Origin of the sequence: Rhizobium sp. GCM10022189, assembly GCF_042656325.1 — a bacterium.
Classification (GTDB): Bacteria; Pseudomonadota; Alphaproteobacteria; order Rhizobiales; family Rhizobiaceae; genus Rhizobium.
This window is the reverse complement of the sequence record NZ_JBHSOR010000004.1, coordinates 96351-117889: the sequence shown is the minus strand read 5'-3', so window position 1 is coordinate 117889 and position 21539 is coordinate 96351. Positions and strand designations below refer to the sequence as shown.

Below are 21539 nucleotides of genomic sequence, written 5' to 3'. Positions count from 1 at the left end.
CTCAAGCCTCCAGATTCTTGCCGACGAGGCGCACGAGGAAGATCGCAACGATATTGGCAAGCACGACCGCGACGATACCGCCCGCCGATGCGCCGCCGATATCGAACTGCAGCAGAGCCTGCGCATAGACGAGGTAGGTGAGGTTCGTGCTCTGCGTGCCCGGCCCGCCATTGGTGGTGACGAGGATTTCGGCAAAGACCGACAGCAGGAAGATCGTCTGGATGAGGATCACCACGGTGATGGCGCGGGCCATGTGCGGCAGGATGATATAGATGAATTTCGAGATCGCGCCGGCGCCGTCCATTTCGGCGGCTTCCTTCTGCTCTTCGTCAAGCGACTGCAGCGCGGTGAGCAGGATGAGCGTGGCAAACGGCAGCCACTGCCAGGCGACGATCAGGATGACCGAAAACAGCGGCACGGTCGCCAGCCAGTCGATCGGCTGCAGGCCGACGGCCTTTGCCATATAGGCGAAGAGGCCGTTGACCGGGTTCATGAACATGTTCTTCCAGACAAGGGCCGCCACCGTCGGCATGACGAAAAAGGGCGCAATGACCAGAATGCGCACGATGCCCTGGCCGTAGATCGGCTGATCGAGCAGGAGCGCGAAGAGAATGCCGCCGACGACGGTGATCAGCAGCACGCCGGCGACCAGCACCAGCGTATTGACGAGCGCGGCGAAGAAGGCCGGGTCGGTGAGGAAATATTCGTAATTCAGGAGACCGACGAAATTCTCCATGCCCGGGCTGAGCAGATTGTAGTTCAGCAGGGAGAAGTAAATCGTCATCGCCAGCGGGACGATCATCCACGCAAAGAGCAGCACCACGGAGGGTGCCATCATCAAGCGGGCTGCGGAGCGGGTGTGTAACGTTGCCATGGCAAATCACCGGTCTGATCTGAAGCGGGAACGGCTGCAGGACGTTTTGAAAAAAGAGGCCGCCGATGCAGTTCGGGCAATCGGCGGCCCAGAGGTGCGGAATGTCAAGCATTCCGTCCATTCTCAGGAGGTTTTACTTGATGTAGCCCGCCTTGGTCATTTCGCGGGTGGTCAGCTGCTGTGCGCTCTGCAGGGCCTGGTCGACCGAGATCTGGCCGGCAAGGGCTGCGGAGAACTGCTGGCCGACGGCCGTGCCGATGCCTTGGAATTCCGGGATCGCCACGAACTGGACACCCACATAGGGAACCGGCTTGACGGTCGGCTTGGTCGGGTCGGCGGAGTTGATGCTGTCGAGCGTCATCTTCGCGAACGGAGCAGCCTTCTGATAGTCGGCATTCGCATAGAGCGAGCTGCGCGTGCCGGGAGGTGCGTTCAGCCAGCCTTCCTTCTCGGCGACGAGGTTGGTGTAGTCCTTGCTCGTTGCCCAGGCGATGAACTTCTCGGCGGCTTCAGACTTCTGCGAGCCTGCCGGGATGGCGAGGTTCCAGGCCCAGAGCCAGTTGCCGCGCTTGCCCAGCCCCTTGTCCGGAGCCAGCGCGAAGCCGACCTTGTCGGCCACGGTGGATTCCTTCGGGTTGCTGACAAAGGACGCGGCAACCGTTGCGTCGATCCACATGCCGCACTTGCCGGTCTGGAAGAGCGCCAGGTTTTCGTTGAAGCCGTTGGAAGAAGCGCCGGGAGGGCCGGCTTCCTTCATCAGGTTGACGTAGAAGTTCAGCGTGTCCTTCCACTCGGGCTGATCGAACTGCGGCTTCCACTGTTCATCGAACCAGCGGGCGCCGAAGGAGTTCGACATGGCCGTCAGGAAGGCCATGTTTTCACCCCAGCCGGCCTTGCCGCGCAGGCAGATGCCGTAGATTTCCTTGTCCTTGTTGGTGATCTTCTTCGCGGCATCCGCGATGAAGTCCCAGGTCGGCGCGTCGGGCATCTTCAGGCCGGCAGCGTCGAACAGGTCCTTGCGGTACATGACCATGGAGCTTTCGCCGTAGAACGGAGCCGCATAGAGCTTGCCGTCCTGGCTGATGCCGCTGCGGATGGCCGGCAGCAGATCGTCCACGTCATAGCTGGCGCCGAGATTGTCGAGCGGCAGCAGCCAGCCCTGCTTTGCCCAGATCGGAACTTCGTAGGTGCCGATCGTCAGAACGTCGTACTGGCCGCCCTTGGTCGCGATATCGGTCGTGACCTTCTGGCGCAGAACGTTTTCTTCGAGCGTTACCCATTCAAGGTCGATGCCGGGATTCTTCGCCTTGAAGTCATCCGTCAGCTTCTGCATCCGGATCATGTCGCCGTTGTTGACGGTCGCGATTGTCAGCGTCTCGGCCGAAGCCATGCCGGCAAACGCCATTGCCGAGCAGGCGCCCAGCAGGAGAGTTCTCAATGTCATATCTTCCTCCCAGAAGATGAGTAGTGAGCATTCGCTTTGCTCATGGGCAATTACTCATCAATGGCGAAAATTTGTCAATCGGCAATCGTTGCTGCGATGCCGAAAAGGCATTCTATAACATTGATTATAAAGGGAAATATTTTTGCTCAGTTACTGAGCAAAAACTCAGCGGTCTCTTCGTCGGTGATCAAACCGTTCACTTGATGGCCGGTAATGGCGGCCTTGATCGCCCTGAACTTGCGCTTGCCCTTGGCGATGCCGATGACGGTGGACGAATCGCGCGGCGGGATCGGAGCGGATGCGACACGTTCGTTGATCGGGTTGTCGAGCAGCTTTCCCTCGGCATCGAATATCCAGCCGCAGATCTCGCCGGCCGCCCCTGCGCGCATCAGTTCCATCATCTCGTCTTTTTCGAGGAAACCGTCGACGCAGAGCGGGCCGTCGATGCCGAGTTCGCCGATCCCGACAAAGGTTACGTCCGCCTGTGCGCTGATTGCCAGCGTCGAGCGCACCAGCTGCTGTCCGTGCAGGAGTTCCCGCTCCTCCGACGAGGTGACGAGAACCGGCAGCGGCATCGGATAGTGCCGCGCCTTCACGGCGTCCGCCATGCTGAAGATGACGTTGTAATAGGCGGCCGAACCGTCGGGCGCGATATTGCCCGTCAGCGAGACGATGCGATGGTTCGGACATTCGATCGCCGGCAGCTGATCGACGGCCGCCTTCAGCGTTCGCCCGGTGCCGACGGCAAGCACGATCGGATCGGCGCGTTTCAGCCAGCGCTCGATTTCGGAAGCCGCGGCTTCCGCAATTCCGACCGTCGTCGAGGACGAGCCCGGATCGCTCGGAACGATCTCCACATGCCTGAGGCCGAATTTCCTGCGCAGCTGGTTGCCGAGTTCCAGGCAGGCAGCGATCGGATGGTCGAGCCTGACCTTGATCAGCCTCTCGGCCACGGCAAGCGAGACGAGCCGCTGCGCCGACTGGCGCGAAATGCCCATGGCGGAGGCGATTTCATCCTGCGTGCGGCCGGCGACATAATAGAGCCAGCCGGCGCGCGCCGCATCGTCCAGCCGTCCGGAAGTCTCCGATCTTTTTACCATCTGTCGCCGCCGCTTGATTTCTTGAGTCCATCTGGCGCCAGATCAAAACAAAAATCGGGCAAATGTCGAGGGCGTTGAAAAAGTGAGCAGTCGCTTTCCTATCCAAACCACTGCATGACGATGTAAATGCCCGCCTTGACCAGACCGTAAATCACCCCGGCCGCAACCGTGAGCGAGACGGCGGTCATGGCGAAACCGAGAAGCGAAAACAGCCCGTCCCGCCCGAGGATCGCGAAGGCAAAGAGCGAAATCGCAATCGCCGGCAGGATATTGCCGAGCGGCACCGGCAGCACGAGAACGACCGCCAGCACCAGACAGCACAAACCCGCCAGGTATTCCGCCGGCGGCTCGACGAAAATGCCCAGTCGCGGCTGCAGCATGCGCTCTGCCCAGGCGAGCCAGGGATGGATGCGCCCGACGATCGTCTCGAAATCCTCCCGCCGCATGGAGCGCGCCGCGATCGCCTTCGGCAGCCACGGCTTCAGGCCGAAGGTCAGCTGCGCGGCGAGGAAGATCAGCGGCGCGCCAAGCAGCGAGGACGTGCCGGGCGGTGTCGGAAAAGCGTTCGGCAGCGCGAAGATCAGCATCAGCGCGCCGATCGCCCGGTCGCCCATGGTCTGGAACAGGTCGCCGATCGACACGCGTTCGCGGCTTCGGTCCGCCGCCATCTGCCGCAGAATGGAGGACAGGCGCCGGCCCTTCGGGCGCGGCCTGCGAGCGGTGGTTCTGCGAGTCTCGGTATTTTCGATTGTCATGAATCCGGCGTCGGAAGGTGGATGTCGAAGAGCTTGCCCATGCAATATGCCAATAGCATGACCTTGGCGGATGAAATTATCACCTCATAAAGTGCAGGCTTAGTTCATTTATCGAATAATCCTTGTAATTCCCCGCCAAGAGTGCGAGCAGACGCCAGACACAGACAATTGGCAGACATCAGATGATTATTTCGTTCGATATTGGAGGCTCCGCCATCAAGGGCGGAATTGCACGTTCGGAGACCGACATCGCTCCGCTCGGCCGCCGCCCGACCCCGAAGGACGATTTTCCGGCCTTCGTCGAAACGCTGAAGAGCTTCATTGCCGAAACCGGCGAACGACCCTCGCGCATCGCCCTGTCGATTGCCGGCGTCGTCGATCCGGACACGCAGCGCCTCATCGTCGCCAATATCCCCTGCATCCACGACCGCAATCTCGCCGCCGACCTGGAGGCCGAACTCGGCCTGCCCGTGCTGATTGCCAACGATGCCGACTGTTTCGCCATGGCGGAAGCCGAACTCGGTGCCGGCCGCGGCCATCGCATCGTCTTCGGCGCCATTCTCGGCACCGGCGTCGGCGGCGGCGTCGTCTCGGACGGTCGCCTTGTCAATGCTTCGGGCGGCTTTGCCGGCGAATGGGGGCACGGCCCGATCATCGCGTCGCAGGCCGGCACGCCGCCGGTCGCCATCCCCGCCTATGCCTGCGGCTGCGGCCAGAAGGGCTGCGTCGATACCGTCGGCGGCGCCCGCGGCCTGGAGCGCCTGCACAAGACGCTGCACGATCTCGACTTCTCCAGCGAGGAGATCATCGCGGACTGGCAGCGCGGCGAGGAAAAGGCCACCCGCACCATCGACGTCTATGTCGATCTCGTCGCCTCGCCTCTCGCCCTCGCCATCAACATCACCGGCGCGACCATCGTGCCGGTCGGCGGCGGCCTCTCGAATGTGGAACCGCTTCTGGCCGAACTCGATCAGGCAGTGCGCACCCGCATCCTGCGGAAATTCGACCGTCCCCTGGTCGTGCGCAGCGAATGCCGCATCGAGCCGGGCCTGATCGGCGCCGCGCTTCTGGGCCTGAAGGCTGAGGCTGCGTGAACCGGATGCTTAAAGCTTCGGCCACATCCGCACGATCGCGGCAAATCGCAGCCAGTCCTTCCTCGACAAGGGTGTCCAGGCCGCTTCCGCGACGGCCGGCAGCCTGGGGAAGACCAGCCGGTTGAAATAGGCCCGCGAAACGAAGTTTTCGCCCCAGATGCAGGCCTGGATTCCGCGCATCCGCTCCCGCAGCTCCTCCGGCAGGTCGCCTTCGGCCTCGTAGGCATAGGTCTTTTCGGGCGGCGTAAACCCGGCCCAGCTGGCGCCCGGCTCTGCCCAGCCCTCGGCCTGGGCCATGTCGAGATAATAGGCCTGCCCCGGCGTCATGACGATATCATAGCCGTCGGCCGCAAGCTCAGTGCCGATCTCCGGCCTCTCCCAGGCCATCAGCAGCGTACCGTCGCGATCGACACCCCCACCGTGCGCGACCTCGTTCCAGCCGACAAGTTTCTTGCCGCGCTCGCTCAGCATCGCCTTGATCCGCCGGAGGAAATAGGATTGCAGCTCGGCCGTGCCGGCGAGTTTTTCGCGCTCCATCAGCGCTTTGCAGAGCGGCGAGGCAAGCCAGGAGCCATGCGGCACCTCATCCCCGCCGATATGAACATAGTCGGACGGAAAGAGCCGGAGCATTTCGTCGAACACCTTGCCGAGGAATTCGTAGGTGAATTCGACCGCCGGGTTGAGCGCATTGTTGGCATAGCCTTGCACGGAGCGATAACCGTCCGGCGCCTCCTGTCCGTCGACGAGCTGCGGCAGGGAGAGAAGGGCTGCGGTGCTGTGTCCCGGTATATCGATCTCCGGCACGACTTCGACACGCAGCACGCCCGCATGGGAAACGATCTCGCGGACATCGTCCTGGCTGTAAAATCCTGAGCGGGGTTCCGCGCCGTCGCCGAGCTGCGGCAACAGCACTTCGTCAGGTCCGCGCTTCGCGCCGATCTCAGTCAGCTCGGGATAGGCCTTGATCTCCAGCCGCCAGGCCTCGTCGTCGGTCAGGTGCCAGTGGAAGATATTGAGCTTGTTCCAGGCAAGGATATCGATCAGCCGTTTGACGTCTGCGACAGGATAGAACTGCCGGCTGACGTCGAGATGACAGCCGCGCCATTGGTAGCGCGGCTGATCGGCGATGGTGCCGAAGACGGGAAACTGGAAGGTTTCCGGATCGTGGCGCGCGCCATGCAGCATCTGTGCGAGACTGATCAGGCCGTAAAGCAGGCCGGCCGCGTCGTCGGTGCCGAGAATGATCTCCTGCGCCGTAAAACGCAGCTCGTAGGCGGCCTCCATGATCGAGGATTCCCCCTTGAAGCGGATCTGCCTGCCTCCCTCGACCCGCTGCAGGGCGAAGGGCGCGTTGTCGGCCGGAAAGAGCCGCTGGTAGAGTGCGAGCACTTTCGCCACCGCCCTGATATTCTTGGCGCTCGAGCCCGCTGCCGGATAAAGGGCGACGGGCGGCACGTCGCCCGGCCGCAACGACAGGTGCAGCGGCCAGGGCAGCAGCGAAAACGGCTCGCTCACCTCGCCCTTCGGCAGCAGTTCCGGCGGTTCGCGGCGCTGCGCCCCGTCAAGCATCAGATCGCCGAAGCCGACGGGCACATGCCGGCCGTCTGCGAGCGTGAGATAGGCGGACTTGATGCCCGCCGTGACATGCTTCGGACCATGCGTCAGTCCCTCCACGGTGAACCGCCAGCTGCCGCCCGGTTTGACGACGAGCCCTTCGGGCGGAGAATATTCGTGAAAATTCGCAACGCGCCGCTTGAGCACGGCCCCTTCCGCCACATGCTCGTCCGCCACGCGGGTGAGAGACGTATAGGCAAGCGTAAAGCCGGAGAGCGGTTTGGCGGAAAGATTGAAGAGGGTGAAGCTGAAGCGCCCGAAACTTCCCTCGACCGGGCGCCAGCTCGCTTCCAGATGGTAATCGGCCACAGTCATGTCCTCCCCTCGACGCATATAGGGCGGACTTTACTCCCGGTCAGCGCTGCCTGTCTGCCGAGATCACGGACTGAAAAGAAAGGGCGCGGCCTCGGCCGCGCCCCGTTTCTCATTCGGCTGCCAATGCCGGCGGATGATGGAGATCGCCATCCGCCTCTTCCTGGTTGGCATTGGCATGTTCCGCGCCCTTGGACTTCGGCTCACGGCCGAAGAACAGGGCATAACCGGCCGGCAGGACGAGGATGGTCAGCACCGTAGCGACCAGGATGCCGCCCATCATGGCGTAGGCGAGCGGACCCCAGAAGACGCCGCGCGAGATCGGGATCAGCGCCAGCACGGCCGTCAGCGCCGTCAGCATGATCGGCCGGAAGCGGCGCACGGCCGCACCCACGATCGCCTCCTGCCGGTGCATGCCCGCCTTGATATCCTGGTCGATCTGGTCGACGAGGATGATCGAGTTGCGGATGATGATGCCGAGCAGCGCGATGACGCCGAGGATCGCCACGAAGCCGAAGGGGGCTCCGCTGATCAAAAGCGCCGAGGCAGCACCGATGATGCCGAGCGGGCCGGTGGCGAAGACCAGCATCGCCTTGCCGAAATGCTGCAGCTGCGCCATCAGCAGGACCATGATGACGACGAGCATGATCGGCGCCTTGGCCGCGATCGAGGCCTGGCTTTCGGCCGAATCCTCGGCACCGCCCTGGATCTCGATATTGTAGCCCGCCGGCAGGCTGTCGCGCAGGTCCTTCATGTCGTTGTAGAGCTTGGTCACGACGTCGTTCGACTGGACGCCGTCAGGCAGTGTTGCCCTGACCGAGATCGTCGGCAGGCGGTCGCGCCGCCATTCGACGCCCTGCTCCATGACCGGCACGACCTTGGCGATCTGCGAGACCGGCACGAAGCCGCCGAAATCCGTCGGCACGTAGACCGAGTTGACGGCCGAGAGCAGCGAGCGGTTGGCGTCCGGTTCGCGGGCGACGATCGAGACCGTCTCCTCGCCGTCGCGGAAGTCGTCGAGCGGCGCGCCGGACACGGCGGTCTGCAGCATCTGGCGGACGCGCTGCGAGGTGACGCCGAGCGCGCGGGCACGGTCCTGGTCGATGACCAGCTTCATGGCCGGCACCGGCTCCAGCCAGTCGTCATGAATGGCGCCGAGCATCGGATCCTTCGTGAAGCGTTCCTTCACCTGATCGGCAATCCTGCGCACTTCCGCACGGTCCGGACCCATCACGCGCATCTGCACCGGCCAGCCAGTCGGCGGGCCGAGGAAGAGACGGTCGACCTTGCCGCGGATGGACGGGAAGTCTTCCGCCAGGATGGTCCGGAGCTTGGCAATGAGACGTTCGCGCGCCGGCTCGTCGTTTGCCATGATGAGGAGCTGTGCATAGTTCGGGTTGCGCAGCTGCTGGTCGAGCGGCAGGAAGAAGCGCGGCGCGCCCTCGCCGATATAGGTGGCGATGAACTTCTTGTCCTTGTCGTCCATCATCTTGGCTTCCAGGGCCTTCGCCTGGACTTCCACTTCCTTGATGCTGGTCCCCTCCGGCAGCCAGAGATCGACGAGGATTTCCGGACGCGAGGACTGCGGGAAGAAGTTCTGCGGAATGAACTGGAAGCTCCAGAGGCTGGCGGCGAAAGTGCCGAGCGTCAGCGCCAGCACGATGACGCGATGACGCACCGCCCAGCCGACCGTACGGCGCAGGCCGCGATAGAAGCGCGTGTCGAACACGTCATGATGTTCGCCCGCATGGTGGCGCTGCTTGAGGATCATGTAGCCGAGCCAGGGCGTGAAATAGACCGCCACGAACCATGACGTGACCAGCGCGATACCGACGACATAGAAGAGCGAGCGCACATATTCGCCAGCGGTCGATTCCGCGAAACCGACGGGAATGAAACCGGCCGTGGTGATCAGCGTGCCCGTCAGCATCGGGAAGGCGGTCGAGGAATAGGCAAAGCTCGCCGCCTCGATCTTGACGAGGCCTTCCTCGAGTTTTCGCTCCATCATTTCCACGACGATCATCGCATCGTCGACGAGCAGGCCGAGCGCGATGATGAGCGCGCCGAGCGAAATGCGCTGCAGGTCGATGCCGAGCTCGTACATGATGGCGAAGGTCGCAGCCAGCACCAGCGGAATGGCAATGGCGATGACGAGGCCCGAACGCCAGCCGATCGACAGGAAGGAGACGACGAGCACGATGGCAAGGGCTTCGCCGAGCGCATGCATGAACTCGCTGACCGCATCGGTCACGACATCGGGCTGGTTGGAGATCTGGTCGACGGAGACGCCGTAGGGCAGCGAATCCTCGAAGCGCTTGTAGGTCGCGTCCACGTCCTTGCCGACATCGGTGACCTTGAAGCCCTTGGCCATGACGACGCCGACCTGCACGCTTTCGTGACCGTTGTAGCGGTACTTGCGCTGATAGGGGTCTTCGAGGCCGGAGGTGACGGTGGCGATATCGCCGAGGCGCGTCACCTGGTTGCCGGAGCGCAGGCGCAATTCCCTGATATCCTCGACCTTGTGCACGTTGCCCTCGACCGAGATGCGCACCGAGCGCAGGCCGGTATCGACATTGCCGGCCGGATCGACGGCATTCTGGCCCTTGATGGCGTTCTGCAGGTCGAGGATCGTCAACCCGCGTTCGGCAAGCGCCTTGGAGGAGACGTCGATATAGATCTTTTCCGGCTGGTCGCCGATGATGACGGCCTTTTCGACGCCCGGCGTCGTCAGCAGCATGTCACGCGCCTGGATCGCGAATTTCTTCAGTTCCGGATAGGAATAGCCGTCGCCGCTGATCGAATGCAGCGTGATGAACGTATCGCCGAATTCGTCGTTGAAATAGGGGCCGAGCAGGCCCTGCGGCAGGTCGCTGCTGATATCGCCGACCTTCTTGCGCACCTGGTAGAAGGCGTCGGCCACTTCGGCCGAATCCGTATCGCCCTTCACCTGCACGGTGATGATCGTGCTGCCGGCGCGCGTATAGGACTTCACCCAGTCGAGATGCGGGGTTTCCTGCAGCTTGCGCTCGATCTTGTTGGTGACCTGGTCTTCCATGTCCTGAAGCGATGCCCCAGGCCAGAGCGCCTGAACCACCATGACGCGGAACGTGAAATCCGGGTCTTCCTTCTGGCCCATGCGGGTCAGGCCGAGCACGCCGGTGATGAGGATCAGCCCGAAAAGGAAGCGCGCGATGCTCGGATGGCCGATCGCCCAGCGCGACAGGTTGAAGGGGCGCTTTTCAGTAGTGGTCGTATCCATGATCCTGTCCCCTCTTCCTGATCCTTCAGCGGACGGCCGCGTCCGTTTCGGCCGAGGCCGATTGCTGGTCGGGAAGCTTGACCTTCAGGTTTTCGCTCATGAATTGCGTGCCGGCGGCCACGACAAGATCGCCGCTGTCGAGACCCTTGGCGACACGAACGCCGTCGCCCGTGAAATCGGCGACCTCGATGCCTTTGGAATGAACCGTCTCGGTGTCGCGGTCGACGGTCCAGACGACCTGCTTGCCGTCCTTCTGCGCGAGCGCGCTCAGCGGAATGGAGACATAGGTATCGCTGTTGCTGACAGCGGCTTCGATCGTTGCCGTCATGCCGAGCAGCACGCGCGGATCGTTCGGCAGGCTGACGCGCACCGCAAAGGTGCGGGACTGCTGGTCGGCGCTGCCGGAAACCTCGCGAACCGTGCCGTCGAGCACCAGCTGGTCGTCGGCCCAGAAGCTCGCCTTGACGGTCTTGCCCGGCTTGAACTGGGCGATATCGTTTTCCGGCACGGCGATCTGCACTTCCTTTTCGCCGTCGACAGCGACGGTGACGACGGGCGTGCCGGAGCCCACGACCTGTCCGACATCGGCATTGATGGTGGTGACGATCCCGTTCTGGTCGGCCTTCAGTTCGGTATAGCTGACCTGGTTCCTGGCCTGATCGAGCGCGGAGACTGCGGCATCGCGGGCCGAGATCGCCTGGTCGTGGCTGAGAGACGCCTGCTCGACCTGCGATTTCGGCGCGACATTCTTGTCGAAGAGCTGTTCGGCGCGGCGGTTGGCGATATCGGCTGTTTCAACGGCCTTTTCGGCGGAAGCAAGATTGGCTTCGGCGGTCTTCACGGCAAGTTCGTAGTCAGTCGAGTCCATCCGGGCGAGAACGTCGCCCGGCTTCACCCGCTCGCCGATATCGACGAGACGCTCGGTAATCTTGCCGTTGACGCGAAAACCGAGATTCATTTCCGTTCGCGCCCGCACCGAGCCGGAATAGTCGAGCGTGCGGGTATCGCCGGCCTTGGCGACCTCGACCACCTTGACCGGACGGATGACTGGCTTGACCTCTGCCTTTTCTTCCGTGCAGCCGGCGACGCCGAGCCCCACCGCGCTGAGGAGCGCGAGGCTCACGACGGACGGCATGCGGTTGCTGAAGGCCTTGAGCGAAAACATCTTTCGCACTCCTGATTGTTTCGGGTTTTCTCGGGCGGTGTGTGCCGCGCTTATTTTTTCAGTGCCCTGATCGCAAATTCGATCAGCTCTTCGACGGTCGCCCGGTTTGTCTTGGCAAGACATTGGGCCACCATCTGCGGATGGCAGAGATTGATGGTCGCCGCCCCAAAGCAGCGGGAGGCGACATCGGCATCCTGTTCGGCGAATTCACCGGCGGCGATGCCTTCGCGGATGACATCGGCAAGCAACGCGTGGATGTCGTCGATGTGTTTTTCGATAACGTGCCAGTCGCGCTCGATCGCGACGATCACCATTTCATGCACCTTCTGCTGGTCGAGCATGGTGTCGAGCGTCAGCTGGTACTGGCTGCGCACGAACTGGCGCAGCCGATCCGAAGCGCTGATCTTCTGATGGCAGATATTGGAAGCCAGTTGGTAGCTGGTCGCCAGCATGCGGCCGCAGATCGCCTGGTGGATTTCCACCTTGGAGGCGAAGAAGCGGTAGATATTGGCAGGCGACATGCCGAGCTCGCGCGCAACGTCGGCCACCGTCGTCTTGGAATAGCCGTAGTGGCGAAACAGCCGCTCGGCCGCATCGAGGATGCGGGTGATATTGTCCTGCCGCGTGACGTCCAGCGTGTTTTCCGCGATGTCGTTCATGGTTTCAGGCCTGATATTTTACGACTGACGAATTTTGATTTTCGTCAGTCGTAAAATATCATCCTTCACTTGTCAATGATTTTGCGATTCGAACAAAAATGCCGCAGCCCCGGAAGGCTGCGGCATCGAACGGAAACAGGCGTGAAGGATCAGGCGAGTTTGACGTCGAGCGTGATCGGAACGGCCGAAAGCGCCTTGGAAACCGGGCAGCCGGCCTTGGCCATGTTGGCGAGTTCTTCGAACTTGGCCTGATCGGCGCCGGGAACGCTGCCGGTCAGCGACAGGTGGATGGCGGTGATGGCAAAACCGCCCTCGACGCTCTCAAGCGTCACCTTGGCCGACGTTTCCATATGGTCGGCTTTCAGGCCGGCTTCGCCGAGGATCAGCGACAGCGCCATGGTGAAGCAGCCGGCATGGGCAGCACCGATAAGCTCTTCCGGGTTGGTGCCGGGAATGCCTTCGAAGCGGCTTGCAAAGCCGTAGGGATAGTTGTTCAGCGCGCCGCTCTGGGTCGTAATTTGACCCTTGCCGTCCTTGAGACCGCCTGACCACTGAGCCGAACCTGTGCGATTGATCTGCATGCCGTCCTCCTGTTTCGATTGATGTTCGAAGCGCAGAAACGCTCCGCCGCGAAGGACATTCTGCCCTTCCGACCGGCAATATAGTCCTCTATCGGCGGAAGACGACACCAGATTGAAGATAAATCATCATACAAGAGCATTGTTTATGTATGATGATTGATCTAGGATCGTTCACGAGGAGCCTTCGATGCAGCCCGCAGCAAGACGCGACGAAAAAAGCCCGCCACCGGAGCGCCGGCCGCGCGTCCGCCGTAACGTCACGGCGGCGATTGCCGAAGATATCTGCGCCAACCGCTATGCCGCCGGCACGCTGCTGCCGCGCGAAAACGATCTCTGCGACCTCCACGGCGTCAGCCGCACCGTCATCCGCGAATCCCTGAAGGTCCTGGAATCCAAGGGGCTCGTGCGCGGCAGGCCGCGCATCGGCACCACCGTCTGCGACAAGGACGAATGGAACATCCTCGATCAGGACGTGCTGGAATGGATGGGGCCGCATCTCGGCGATTTCGACCTGCTGGCGAGCATCCTTGAGGCCCGCCGCACCATCGAGCCTGCGGCTGCCGAATATGCCGCAAGCCGGGCGAGCGCCCAGGAGATCGCCGATCTGGAAGATGCCTGGCAGCGCATGCGATCGGCAAGCGACGACGCGGAAGCCTTCACCGAGGCGGACCTGCTTTTCCATACGGTCCTGCTGCGCGCGAGCCACAATCAGGTCTTCCGCCGCCTTTCCGGCGCCATCCATGCGGCGCTGAAATTCGCGCTCCACGCCTCCAACCTCGCCATGCCGGACCACCGGGAAGCGATCGCCCTGCATGGCAAGGTGGTGGAGGCGCTGCGCCTGCGGGATGCGGCGGAGGCGCGCGATTGCGTCAACCAGATTCTCGATCTCGCCAAGCGCGACCTCACCGCCGCCGGCCGGACGAAATGACCGAACTCAGAACAATATCGGCGGCTTGAGCGCCGATGGGAACACGAAGCGAAACGAAAGCACGACTGCCATGAAGATCACCAAACTGACCACCTATATCGTCCCGCCGCGCTGGCTGTTTCTGAAGATCGAAACCGACGAGGGCATCGTCGGCTGGGGCGAACCGGTCGTCGAAGGCCGCGCGCTGACCGTCGAGGCAGCTGTGCACGAACTGGCCGACTACCTCGTCGGCAAGGACCCGTTCCTCATCGAAGACCACTGGACCGTCATGTATCGCGGCGGCTTCTATCGCGGCGGCGCCATCCACATGTCGGCAATCTCGGGCATCGACCAGGCGCTGTGGGACATCAAGGGCAAGGCGCTCGGCCAACCGATCCATTCGCTGCTCGGTGGCCAAGTGCGCGACCGCATCAAGGTCTATTCCTGGATCGGCGGCGACCGCCCCTCCGACGTCGCCCGCAACGCCAATGAGGTCGTCGCCCGCGGCTTCAAAGCGATCAAGCTCAACGGCTGCGAGGAAATGCAGATCGTCGACAGCAACGAGAAGATCGACAAGGCGGTCGAGACCATCGCCACGATCCGCGAGGCGATCGGCCCGCATATCGGCATCGGCGTCGATTTCCACGGCCGTGTCCACAAACCGATGGCCAAGGTTCTCGCCAAGGAACTCGAGCCCTACAAGCTGATGTTCATCGAGGAGCCGGTTCTTTCCGAACACCGCGAGACGCTGAAGGAAATCGCCAACCATTGCTCGACGCCGATCGCGCTCGGCGAACGCCTCTTTTCCCGCTGGGATTTCAAGACCGTCCTGTCGGACGGCTATGTCGATATCATCCAGCCGGACCTCAGCCACGCCGGCGGCATCACCGAATGCCGCAAGATCGCCGCCATGGCCGAAGCCTATGACGTGGCGCTCGCGCCCCATTGCCCGCTCGGCCCCATCGCGCTTGCCGCCTGCCTGCAGGTCGATGCCGTCTCCTACAATGCCTTCATCCAGGAACAGAGCCTCGGCATCCACTACAACAAGGGCAACGACATTCTCGACTACATCGCCAACAAGGAAGTCTTCCGCTACGCCGACGGTTTCGTCTCCATTCCGCAAGGCCCCGGCCTCGGCGTCGAGGTGGACGAAGCCTATGTCATCGAGCGCGCCAAGGAAGGCCACCGCTGGCGCAACCCGATCTGGCGCCACGAAGACGGCAGCTTCGCCGAGTGGTAGGCAAGAAGGGTCGCGAAAGCGGCCCTTTTTTCATGCCGCTGTCGGATGGCAAGCCGCTCATCCGTCATGGTGGAAGCTCAACGGGGAGATTTCACATGGCCAGAGCAGTCGCAATTCTCATCGCCCGCATCATCTTCAGCTTCATCTTCTTCATGGCGGCCGGCTTTAAATTCGCCGATATCGGCGCGACGGCCGCCTATATCGCGTCGGCAGCTTTTCCGGCCGCGACCTTCCTTGCCTGGATCGCCGCTTTCTTCGAGATCGCGCTGGCGCTTGCCTTCATTACCGGCGCCTTCTTCAGCGAGGCCGGCCTGCTCGCCGGCATCTACGTGATCTTCCTGGCCTTCGCCTTTCATGGCCCGTCCCACTGGCAGCAGAACCAGGCCGAATTCGGCTTCTTCGTCGATCACTTTACCTTTCTGGCCGGCCTGCTTTTTGCCGCCGTTCACGGGCCGGAAAAATGGTCGCTGCGCCATAGCTTCATCGCCCGGGCACGGGGAACCGGCGGCAGGCAGGGATTGTTGCGTTAAACGCGGTCAGTTCAAGCCGTCTGGTACGCCTCCGGCCGACTGAAGTGCCGGCTATGTGCATAGGTTGCATAGGCTTTTCCAAACCTGACGCGGAAAGTGTCAGATTTTTATCTGACAGATACATTTATCTGACATTTTCTAGAGAGGGTGCGAAAATGCCTATGCAGCCTCTGCAACCTATGCAAGCCCGAGCACTGACGAATCCTGTCGCTCAGCCGTTCAGCCGCGCGCTTTCCAGCGTATAGAGCAGCTGTGGGCGCTTGACGCCGCGCAGCGCGTAACGGCCGATACAGGCGAGAAGGTCGCGCTCCGCCTCGGGGATCGCCGCCTCGAAATCCGACGACATCAGCACGTTGAGATCGACCGAGCGGCAGATGGAGGCGATACGGCTGACTTCGTTGACCGCCGGGCCGATGACCGTGAAATCCAGCCGGTCCTGGCTGCCGATATTGCCGTAGAAGACATCGCCGATATGCAGGCCGATATAGACATCCGTCGTCGGCCGCCGGTCCACCTCGCGCGCTGCGTTCAGCACCGCAAGCTTCTGCCGCAGAAGGCGCTCGGCCCGCAGCGCCGCAGCACAGCTTTTCGCCGGATCGTCGCCCTTGAAGATGGCGAGCACGCCGTCGCCGATCAGCTTCAGCACGTTGCCGCCGGCCTCATGGATCGCGGTGATCACCGCCTCGCTATATTCGTTGAGCAGCGGGATGATCTCTTCCGGCGCGGAATTGTCCGAAATCTTCGTGTAGTTCAGGAGATCGGAAAACCAGAGCGCCGCCGAAATCCGCTCGGTCTTGCCGCGCGTAATCTTGCCGTCCATCACCTGATGCGCCGCATCTTCGCCGAGATAGACCTCGGCGATCGTTCGGGCGATGCGGGCGAGCGCCACGCATTTGATCGCAAGCCCCAGCACCGGCACCAGCTTGCGCAGGATGACGAGGTCCTGCTCCGAAAAGCCTTCCGGATGTTTGGTCGAAAAATGCGAGAAGAAGCAGTCCATCTCGCCGATCGTCCCGGCCGGCGCGAAACGGTGCGCCATGGCGACGTAATCGGTATGGCCGAGCGCACGGATCTGCTCCAGCATGATGAAATCGGTCGGATCGCCGAAGCCGATCCTGCGACGCACCTCTCTGGCGCCGGTTGTCCAGAGAAAATAGAAAGCCGACCGCCGCCAGGTATCCAGCCCCTGCCCTTCGCTCGAAGGGCCATATTCGAATTCGCCCTCGAAGTCCTCCGTATTGTCCCAGCGGAAAGCCCGGCCTTCGTGGACGGGGTGAAGCGTATCCATCAGCGCCATGGCACGATCGAGCCGCATGCCCGCCTTGCGGCAGGCCTGGCAGAAGCCGATCAGCAACTCGGCCTCGGAGACGCCGTTGAGGCCCTGTTCCGTTACCCAGGCTGCAATTGAACTGACGTCGCTATAGTCCATGCGCGCTCCTCATCACCCGCAAGCTGTAGCGTGAATCTGCCGCGGATGGAAAGACAATCAAGCCGAACACATCATTGCAGGGCCGGCATATTGTAGGGCGTGACGATCTCCACGGCCGAAAACGCAGCCGGCGCGGTCCTGCTTGCCGGCATTGTCCGCGCCATGATGGCCCGGAATGCGGAGCGTGCATCGGTTCTCAGATCGTGATGCAGCACGAAATCGATCCGCCGTTCGGCAAGCAGGGCACGGTTGTCGGCATCGAGATCATGCGCCACGAAAACCGAGACCGGCCGGCGCGCGGCTTCGAAAGCCGCAAGTACCGCACGGTTGCCCCCGCCGACCGAATAGACGGCGTTGACGGCCGGATCGCCGGCAAGCGCTGCCGCAACCAGCGTGCCCGTTGCGGCATCGGTGCCGTGCCCTTCGCTGACTTCGACAATGCCGATTGAAGGATAATGCGCGCGGATCACCCGGCGAAAGCCGATCTCCCGTTCCTCCTCGCCCCGGAACCGGCCGCTCGACAGCGTCACCAGCGCCTTGCCGCCGGCCGGGCCGAGCAGCCGGCCGATGAGATAGGCCGCCGTCTCGCCCGCCGCCCGGTTGTCGGCGCCGGCATAGGCGCAGCGTGCCGAAGCCGGCAGGTCGGTCACGAGGGTGACGACCGGAATACCGGCGGCATCGAGCCTCGCCACGGCCGCCACGACCTCTGGCACGTCAGGCGCTTTCAGCACGACGCCATGCGTGCCGCGCAGGCGAATGCGGTCGAGAAGCTGCACCAGTTCCGCCGCCCGCATCACCTCCGCAAAGTGGAAACGGCAGCGAAAGACCGTCGGCAGAAAGGTTGCGACCTCCGCTTCGAATGCGGCTCTTACGGCACTGCTGAAGCGCTCCGGGGTCTCCATGACGACATCGATTGCAAGCTTGCGGCCGGTCACAGCCGCACCCGCCTGCTTCTCAAGCTCGGCGATAGCCGCCTTGACCCGCATCTCCGTCTGCCGGCGCACACCGGGCCTGCCGTTCAGCACCCGGTCGACGGTCGCGGTGCTGAGGCCGGCCTGGAAAGCGATATCCTTGACGAGAAAGGGATGGGCCATGCTGACCGTTCTGATGGATTCTTGATGGATTCTTGATCTATATTAAGATCGCGGGCAGCGTATAGTCCCCTTCATCGGAATGGAGGAGCACCCGATGAAATCAGACAACCAGCAACAACTGCGCGCCGCCCGCGTCTGGCTTACCGAAGACGCCTGCGACCTCAGCGATTTCCGCGCGCTCGCCGAAAAAACCACCGCGCTTGCAGACTATCCGACGGCCTCCGCCGTCGAGAGGAATGTGCTGATCTACGACAGCCGCGCGGTGCTGCAGGCAGCCTCGACGCCGGAGGGCCGGCGCACCGTTCTTGCCGAAATCTGCGAAGCCTTCGGCATCGGCCCCGGCGTCGCCGTCTTCAAGCATGCCTATGAGGATACCAGCATCATCGACCGGGCGAGCGCAATCTTCGACGAAATCATCGAGGAACAGCACCGCAGCTTGACCGGTGGCGGCGACCATTTCGCCAAGCCCGGCGCCAACGACCGCATCTGGAACTCGCTGGAAAAGCACTGCCTCGCCGATCCTGAGAATTTCGCCCGCTATTACGGCAACGCCATCGTGGCGCTGGCAAGCGAGGCATGGCTCGGCCCGCATTACCAGATGACGGCGCAGGTCAACCGCGTGAACCCCGGCGGCGCCGCGCAATCGGCCCACCGCGATTATCACCTCGGCTTCCAGTCCTCCAAGGTGATCGAGCAGTTCCCAGCCCATGTCCACCGCCTCTCGCCGGTACTGACCCTGCAGGGCGCGGTTGCCCATTGCGACATGCCGCTCGAAAGCGGACCGACGCTGTTCCTGCCGCACAGCCAGACCTACGAGCCGGGCTACCTCGCCCTCAAGCGTCAGGAATTCAAGGATTATTTCGAACAGAACCACGTCCAGCTGCCGCTCGAAAAGGGCGATGTCGTCTTCTTCAACCCCGCCCTCTTCCACGCCGCCGGCACCAACCGCTCGAAGGATATCAAGCGCGTGGCGAACCTGCTGCAGGTCTCCTCGGCCTTCGGCCGGGCGATGGAAACCGTCGACCGCGAGCGCATGAGCGCAACACTCTTCCCTGCGCTGAAGGCGCTGAAGGGCAAGCTTTCAGCCGGCGATATCGCCAATGCCGTCGCTTCCTGCGCGGAAGGTTATTCCTTCCCGACCAATCTCGACCGCGACCCGCCGCTTGGCGGCCTGGCACCGAAAACCCAGGCGCAGCTGATGCACGAGGCGCTGGCGGAAAACTGGAGCGACGAAGCGTTCACGAGAGCGCTCGCCGAACAGGCAGCCAGGAAGCTGAGCTGATACGGCCATCACAATACCATCATCCCGGAGCCCCTTACTGCCGGTAAGGGGCCATTGCCATGTCATCAGGAGGAAAAGACATATGAGCACGGATTACGCCCGCCTCGACGGCAAGATCGCCATCGTCACCGGCGGCACGCAGGGCCTTGGCGCCGCCATCGCCAGCCTCTTTGCGCAGCGCGGCGCAAAGGGGATCGTCATCTGCGGCCGTAACGAAGCCAAGGGCAAGGCAAAGGCCGAAGAGATTTCCTCAAAGACCGGCGCCAAGGTCGTCTATGTCAGGGCCGATCTCGGCAGGGTCGAGGATGCGCAGAACGTCGTCCATGTCTGCGACCGGACCTTCGGCCGCGTCGATGCGCTGGTCAATGCCGCCGCCATCACCGACCGCGGCACGATCCTCGATACCAGCCCCGAACTCTTCGACGCCATGTTCGCCGTCAACGTGCGCGCGCCCTTCTTCCTCATGCAGGAAACGGTCAAGGTCATGCGCCGCGAGAAGATCGAGGGCACGATCGTCAATATCGGCTCCATGTCCGCCAAGGCCGGCCAGCCCTTCATAGCAGCCTATTGCGCCTCCAAGGGTGCCCTGGAAACGCTGACCAAGAACACCGCCTACGCGCTCCTGCGCAACCGCATCCGCGTCAACGGGCTCAACATCGGCTGGATGGCCTCCGAAGGCGAAGACCGCATCCAGAAGGAGTTTCACAAGGCGTCGGACGACTGGCTCGCCAAAGCGGCCGCAAGCCAGCCCTTCGGCCGGCTGGTCGATCCGGAAGAAGTGGCCCGCGCCTGCGCCTACCTCTCGTCTGCCGAATCCGGCCTGATGACCGGCTCTGTGATCTGTTTCGACCAGTCGGTCTGGGGCGCCTATGACGGCTCCCCGCATCCCGTCGCGGCCCTCTGAAGCGCCGCGGAGCCCCCGCTTTTTACAGCCGGGCTCTGGCACGTTTTGCCGTTTGCGGCTACGAAGAGGCAATATCGATCTGGGAGGAATCGGGCATGGCCGGACACGAGCTTTACGACATCAGGGACGAGCGGTTCGGGGCGCTGATCGCCGGCAGCGCAGTGCTGGAGGAGCTTTACACGGGCTGCCGCTGGGCCGAAGGCCCCGTCTGGTTTTCCGACCTCAACTGCCTGATCTGGAGCGACATTCCCAACGAGCGCATGATGCGCTGGGTTCCCGATGGAACCGTCTCCGTCTTCCGTTCGCCTTCCAACTACGTCAACGGCAATACCCGCGACCGGCAGGGCCGTCTCGTTTCCTGCGAACATGGCGGCCGCCGCGTGACCCGCACGGAGCCGGATGGCCGCATCACCGTGCTGGCCGACAGCTACAACGGCAAGCGGCTGAATTCTCCCAACGACGTCGTGGTCAAGTCCGACGGCTCGATCTGGTTCACCGATCCGAGCTACGGCATCATGTCGGATTATGAGGGCCACAAGTCTGCGGAAGAGCAGGAAACCCGCAACGTCTACCGCATCGACGCCGCGACCGGCGAGATCGAAGCCGTGGTGACCGATTTCATCCAGCCGAATGGCCTCGCCTTTTCGCCCGATGAACGGCAACTCTTCATCGCCGATTCCGGTTCCTCCAATCACGAGGTCCCGCGCCATATCCGCGTCTTCGACGTCGTGGATGGCCGCAGGCTTACAAACAGCCGCTACTTCTGCTCGATCGACAGCGGCGTGCCGGATGGTTTCCGTTTCGACGTCTCCGGAAATCTCTGGACCAGTGCTGCCGACGGCGTGCATTGCTTTGCCCCTGACGGGACGCTGATCGGCAAGATCAAGGTGCCGCAGACCGTCTCCAATGTCACTTTCGGCGGCCCGAAGAAGAACCGCCTCTTCATCACCGCGACGCAATCGCTCTATTCGATCTATACGACGACGAACGGCGCGCAGTACCCGTAATCCCGCGGGCTATGTCTTTGCCGCGGCCCTGAGCCCCTGCTGGAAAACCTGCTTCATCTCGGAAAAACCGTCAAAGCCGAGATGATGCGCGAAACGGATGACGCTGGTCTGCGAGACATTGCAGCGCTCGGCGATCTTCTGGCTGCTTTCGAAAGCGAAGATATCGGGCCGCTCGGCGGCAAGCCGCGCCAGCGTATCCAGCCGCTGCGGCAGGTCGCGGTGGATGGAAACCCAGAATGCCTTGCTGAGAAAAGCATCGCCGTCAGCCTTCATCGATACGGTCTGCATT

The 21539-nt window shown here is 62.6% G+C and carries 19 protein-coding genes; 7 read left to right on the top strand and 12 right to left on the bottom strand.

Going from position 1 to position 21539, the window contains the following annotated elements; genetic code table 11:
- Nucleotide 1: 1 nt before the first annotated feature.
- The 4 genes from ACFPWW_RS04980 to ACFPWW_RS04965 form a co-directional block, all read right to left on the bottom strand.
- Entirely contained in the window at nucleotides 2-874 is an 873-nt protein-coding gene (locus ACFPWW_RS04980) for a carbohydrate ABC transporter permease (protein ID WP_112563530.1), read from the bottom strand.
- A gap of 133 nt (nucleotides 875-1007) precedes the next feature.
- Nucleotides 1008-2318: an ABC transporter substrate-binding protein gene (locus ACFPWW_RS04975; protein ID WP_112563528.1), complete on the bottom strand. Its 1311-nt coding sequence runs from the start codon at nucleotides 2316-2318 to the stop codon at nucleotides 1008-1010.
- A 146-nt stretch (nucleotides 2319-2464) separates the two neighbouring features.
- On the bottom strand, nucleotides 2465-3418 hold the full coding sequence (locus ACFPWW_RS04970) for a sugar-binding transcriptional regulator (RefSeq protein ID WP_112703792.1): 954 nt from the start codon (nucleotides 3416-3418) through the stop codon (nucleotides 2465-2467).
- 98 nt (nucleotides 3419-3516) lie between these two features.
- On the bottom strand, nucleotides 3517-4095 hold the full coding sequence (locus tag ACFPWW_RS04965; protein ID WP_377311079.1) for an exopolysaccharide biosynthesis protein: 579 nt from the start codon (nucleotides 4093-4095) through the stop codon (nucleotides 3517-3519).
- Nucleotides 4096-4355: 260 nt separating this feature from the next.
- Here ACFPWW_RS04965 and ACFPWW_RS04960 point away from each other — a divergent pair, with 260 nt between their 5' ends.
- Nucleotides 4356-5267, top strand: coding sequence for an ROK family protein (locus ACFPWW_RS04960; protein WP_112703794.1), 912 nt, complete (start codon nucleotides 4356-4358; stop codon nucleotides 5265-5267).
- A 9-nt stretch (nucleotides 5268-5276) separates the two neighbouring features.
- Here the strand turns inward: ACFPWW_RS04960 and ACFPWW_RS04955 are convergent, their stop codons facing one another.
- The 5 genes from ACFPWW_RS04955 to ACFPWW_RS04935 form a co-directional block, all read right to left on the bottom strand.
- Nucleotides 5277-7190, bottom strand: a complete 1914-nt coding sequence (locus ACFPWW_RS04955; protein ID WP_377311078.1) for a beta-N-acetylhexosaminidase — start codon at nucleotides 7188-7190, stop codon at nucleotides 5277-5279.
- A 115-nt stretch (nucleotides 7191-7305) separates the two neighbouring features.
- Nucleotides 7306-10452 carry an efflux RND transporter permease subunit gene (locus tag ACFPWW_RS04950; RefSeq protein ID WP_377310773.1) on the bottom strand — a complete coding sequence of 1049 codons (3147 nt, stop codon included), beginning with the start codon at nucleotides 10450-10452 and terminating at the stop codon, nucleotides 7306-7308.
- 25 nt (nucleotides 10453-10477) lie between these two features.
- Nucleotides 10478-11617, bottom strand: a complete 1140-nt coding sequence (locus ACFPWW_RS04945; protein ID WP_112756306.1) for an efflux RND transporter periplasmic adaptor subunit — start codon at nucleotides 11615-11617, stop codon at nucleotides 10478-10480.
- A gap of 50 nt (nucleotides 11618-11667) precedes the next feature.
- Nucleotides 11668-12276 carry a TetR family transcriptional regulator gene (locus ACFPWW_RS04940; RefSeq protein ID WP_112563517.1) on the bottom strand — a complete coding sequence of 203 codons (609 nt, stop codon included), beginning with the start codon at nucleotides 12274-12276 and terminating at the stop codon, nucleotides 11668-11670.
- A gap of 149 nt (nucleotides 12277-12425) precedes the next feature.
- Nucleotides 12426-12857, bottom strand: coding sequence for an OsmC family protein (locus ACFPWW_RS04935; protein ID WP_112564094.1), 432 nt, complete (start codon nucleotides 12855-12857; stop codon nucleotides 12426-12428).
- Nucleotides 12858-13044: 187 nt separating this feature from the next.
- On the opposite strand from ACFPWW_RS04935, the gene ACFPWW_RS04930 reads away from it, so the two are divergent.
- The 3 genes from ACFPWW_RS04930 to ACFPWW_RS04920 all read left to right on the top strand — a co-directional run bounded on the left by ACFPWW_RS04930 (nucleotide 13045) and on the right by ACFPWW_RS04920 (nucleotide 15534).
- Complete coding sequence (locus ACFPWW_RS04930) at nucleotides 13045-13785, top strand: FadR/GntR family transcriptional regulator (protein ID WP_377310770.1); 741 nt, start codon at nucleotides 13045-13047, stop codon at nucleotides 13783-13785.
- Nucleotides 13786-13855: 70 nt separating this feature from the next.
- Complete coding sequence (dgoD, locus tag ACFPWW_RS04925) at nucleotides 13856-15004, top strand: galactonate dehydratase (protein WP_377310768.1); 1149 nt, start codon at nucleotides 13856-13858, stop codon at nucleotides 15002-15004.
- A 95-nt stretch (nucleotides 15005-15099) separates the two neighbouring features.
- Nucleotides 15100-15534: a DoxX family protein gene (locus tag ACFPWW_RS04920; protein ID WP_377310766.1), complete on the top strand. Its 435-nt coding sequence runs from the start codon at nucleotides 15100-15102 to the stop codon at nucleotides 15532-15534.
- A gap of 211 nt (nucleotides 15535-15745) precedes the next feature.
- On the opposite strand, the gene ACFPWW_RS04915 is transcribed toward ACFPWW_RS04920, so the two are convergent.
- Complete coding sequence (locus tag ACFPWW_RS04915) at nucleotides 15746-16963, bottom strand: adenylate/guanylate cyclase domain-containing protein (protein ID WP_377310764.1); 1218 nt, start codon at nucleotides 16961-16963, stop codon at nucleotides 15746-15748.
- A 71-nt stretch (nucleotides 16964-17034) separates the two neighbouring features.
- Nucleotides 17035-18057 (bottom strand): LacI family DNA-binding transcriptional regulator, encoded by a 1023-nt coding sequence (locus tag ACFPWW_RS04910; protein ID WP_377310762.1) that lies wholly within the window; start codon nucleotides 18055-18057, stop codon nucleotides 17035-17037.
- 94 nt (nucleotides 18058-18151) lie between these two features.
- Between ACFPWW_RS04910 and ACFPWW_RS04905 the strand changes: the two genes are divergently transcribed.
- The 3 genes from ACFPWW_RS04905 (at nucleotide 18152) to ACFPWW_RS04895 (ending at nucleotide 21250) form a co-directional block, all read left to right on the top strand.
- Entirely contained in the window at nucleotides 18152-19339 is a 1188-nt protein-coding gene (locus tag ACFPWW_RS04905; RefSeq protein ID WP_377310760.1) for a phytanoyl-CoA dioxygenase family protein, read from the top strand.
- 82 nt (nucleotides 19340-19421) lie between these two features.
- Nucleotides 19422-20243: an SDR family oxidoreductase gene (locus tag ACFPWW_RS04900; protein WP_377310758.1), complete on the top strand. Its 822-nt coding sequence runs from the start codon at nucleotides 19422-19424 to the stop codon at nucleotides 20241-20243.
- A 95-nt stretch (nucleotides 20244-20338) separates the two neighbouring features.
- Nucleotides 20339-21250 carry an SMP-30/gluconolactonase/LRE family protein gene (locus tag ACFPWW_RS04895; protein ID WP_113497056.1) on the top strand — a complete coding sequence of 304 codons (912 nt, stop codon included), beginning with the start codon at nucleotides 20339-20341 and terminating at the stop codon, nucleotides 21248-21250.
- Between the two features lie 9 nt (nucleotides 21251-21259).
- On the opposite strand, the gene ACFPWW_RS04890 is transcribed toward ACFPWW_RS04895, so the two are convergent.
- The gene (locus ACFPWW_RS04890) at nucleotides 21260-21538 is read right to left on the bottom strand and encodes a MurR/RpiR family transcriptional regulator (protein ID WP_162763206.1); all 279 of its coding nucleotides are present in this window, start codon (nucleotides 21536-21538) and stop codon (nucleotides 21260-21262) included.
- Between the last annotated feature and the right edge of the window lies 1 nt (nucleotide 21539).

Coding starts and splice junctions, on each gene's coding strand:
- ACFPWW_RS04905 (WP_377310760.1), top strand. CDS start 18,152: ATGAAATCAGACAACCAGCAACAACTGCGCGCCGCCCGCGTCTGGCTT.
- ACFPWW_RS04945 (WP_112756306.1), bottom strand. CDS start 11,617: ATGTTTTCGCTCAAGGCCTTCAGCAACCGCATGCCGTCCGTCGTGAGC.
- ACFPWW_RS04975 (WP_112563528.1), bottom strand. CDS start 2,318: ATGACATTGAGAACTCTCCTGCTGGGCGCCTGCTCGGCAATGGCGTTT.
- ACFPWW_RS04915 (WP_377310764.1), bottom strand. CDS start 16,963: ATGGACTATAGCGACGTCAGTTCAATTGCAGCCTGGGTAACGGAACAG.
- ACFPWW_RS04895 (WP_113497056.1), top strand. CDS start 20,339: ATGGCCGGACACGAGCTTTACGACATCAGGGACGAGCGGTTCGGGGCG.
- ACFPWW_RS04910 (WP_377310762.1), bottom strand. CDS start 18,057: ATGGCCCATCCCTTTCTCGTCAAGGATATCGCTTTCCAGGCCGGCCTC.
- ACFPWW_RS04900 (WP_377310758.1), top strand. CDS start 19,422: ATGAGCACGGATTACGCCCGCCTCGACGGCAAGATCGCCATCGTCACC.
- ACFPWW_RS04930 (WP_377310770.1), top strand. CDS start 13,045: ATGCAGCCCGCAGCAAGACGCGACGAAAAAAGCCCGCCACCGGAGCGC.
- ACFPWW_RS04935 (WP_112564094.1), bottom strand. CDS start 12,857: ATGCAGATCAATCGCACAGGTTCGGCTCAGTGGTCAGGCGGTCTCAAG.
- ACFPWW_RS04960 (WP_112703794.1), top strand. CDS start 4,356: ATGATTATTTCGTTCGATATTGGAGGCTCCGCCATCAAGGGCGGAATT.
- ACFPWW_RS04890 (WP_162763206.1), bottom strand. CDS start 21,538: ATGCAGACCGTATCGATGAAGGCTGACGGCGATGCTTTTCTCAGCAAG.
- dgoD (WP_377310768.1), top strand. CDS start 13,856: ATGAAGATCACCAAACTGACCACCTATATCGTCCCGCCGCGCTGGCTG.
- ACFPWW_RS04950 (WP_377310773.1), bottom strand. CDS start 10,452: ATGGATACGACCACTACTGAAAAGCGCCCCTTCAACCTGTCGCGCTGG.
- ACFPWW_RS04970 (WP_112703792.1), bottom strand. CDS start 3,418: ATGGTAAAAAGATCGGAGACTTCCGGACGGCTGGACGATGCGGCGCGC.
- ACFPWW_RS04920 (WP_377310766.1), top strand. CDS start 15,100: ATGGCCAGAGCAGTCGCAATTCTCATCGCCCGCATCATCTTCAGCTTC.
- ACFPWW_RS04940 (WP_112563517.1), bottom strand. CDS start 12,276: ATGAACGACATCGCGGAAAACACGCTGGACGTCACGCGGCAGGACAAT.
- ACFPWW_RS04980 (WP_112563530.1), bottom strand. CDS start 874: ATGGCAACGTTACACACCCGCTCCGCAGCCCGCTTGATGATGGCACCC.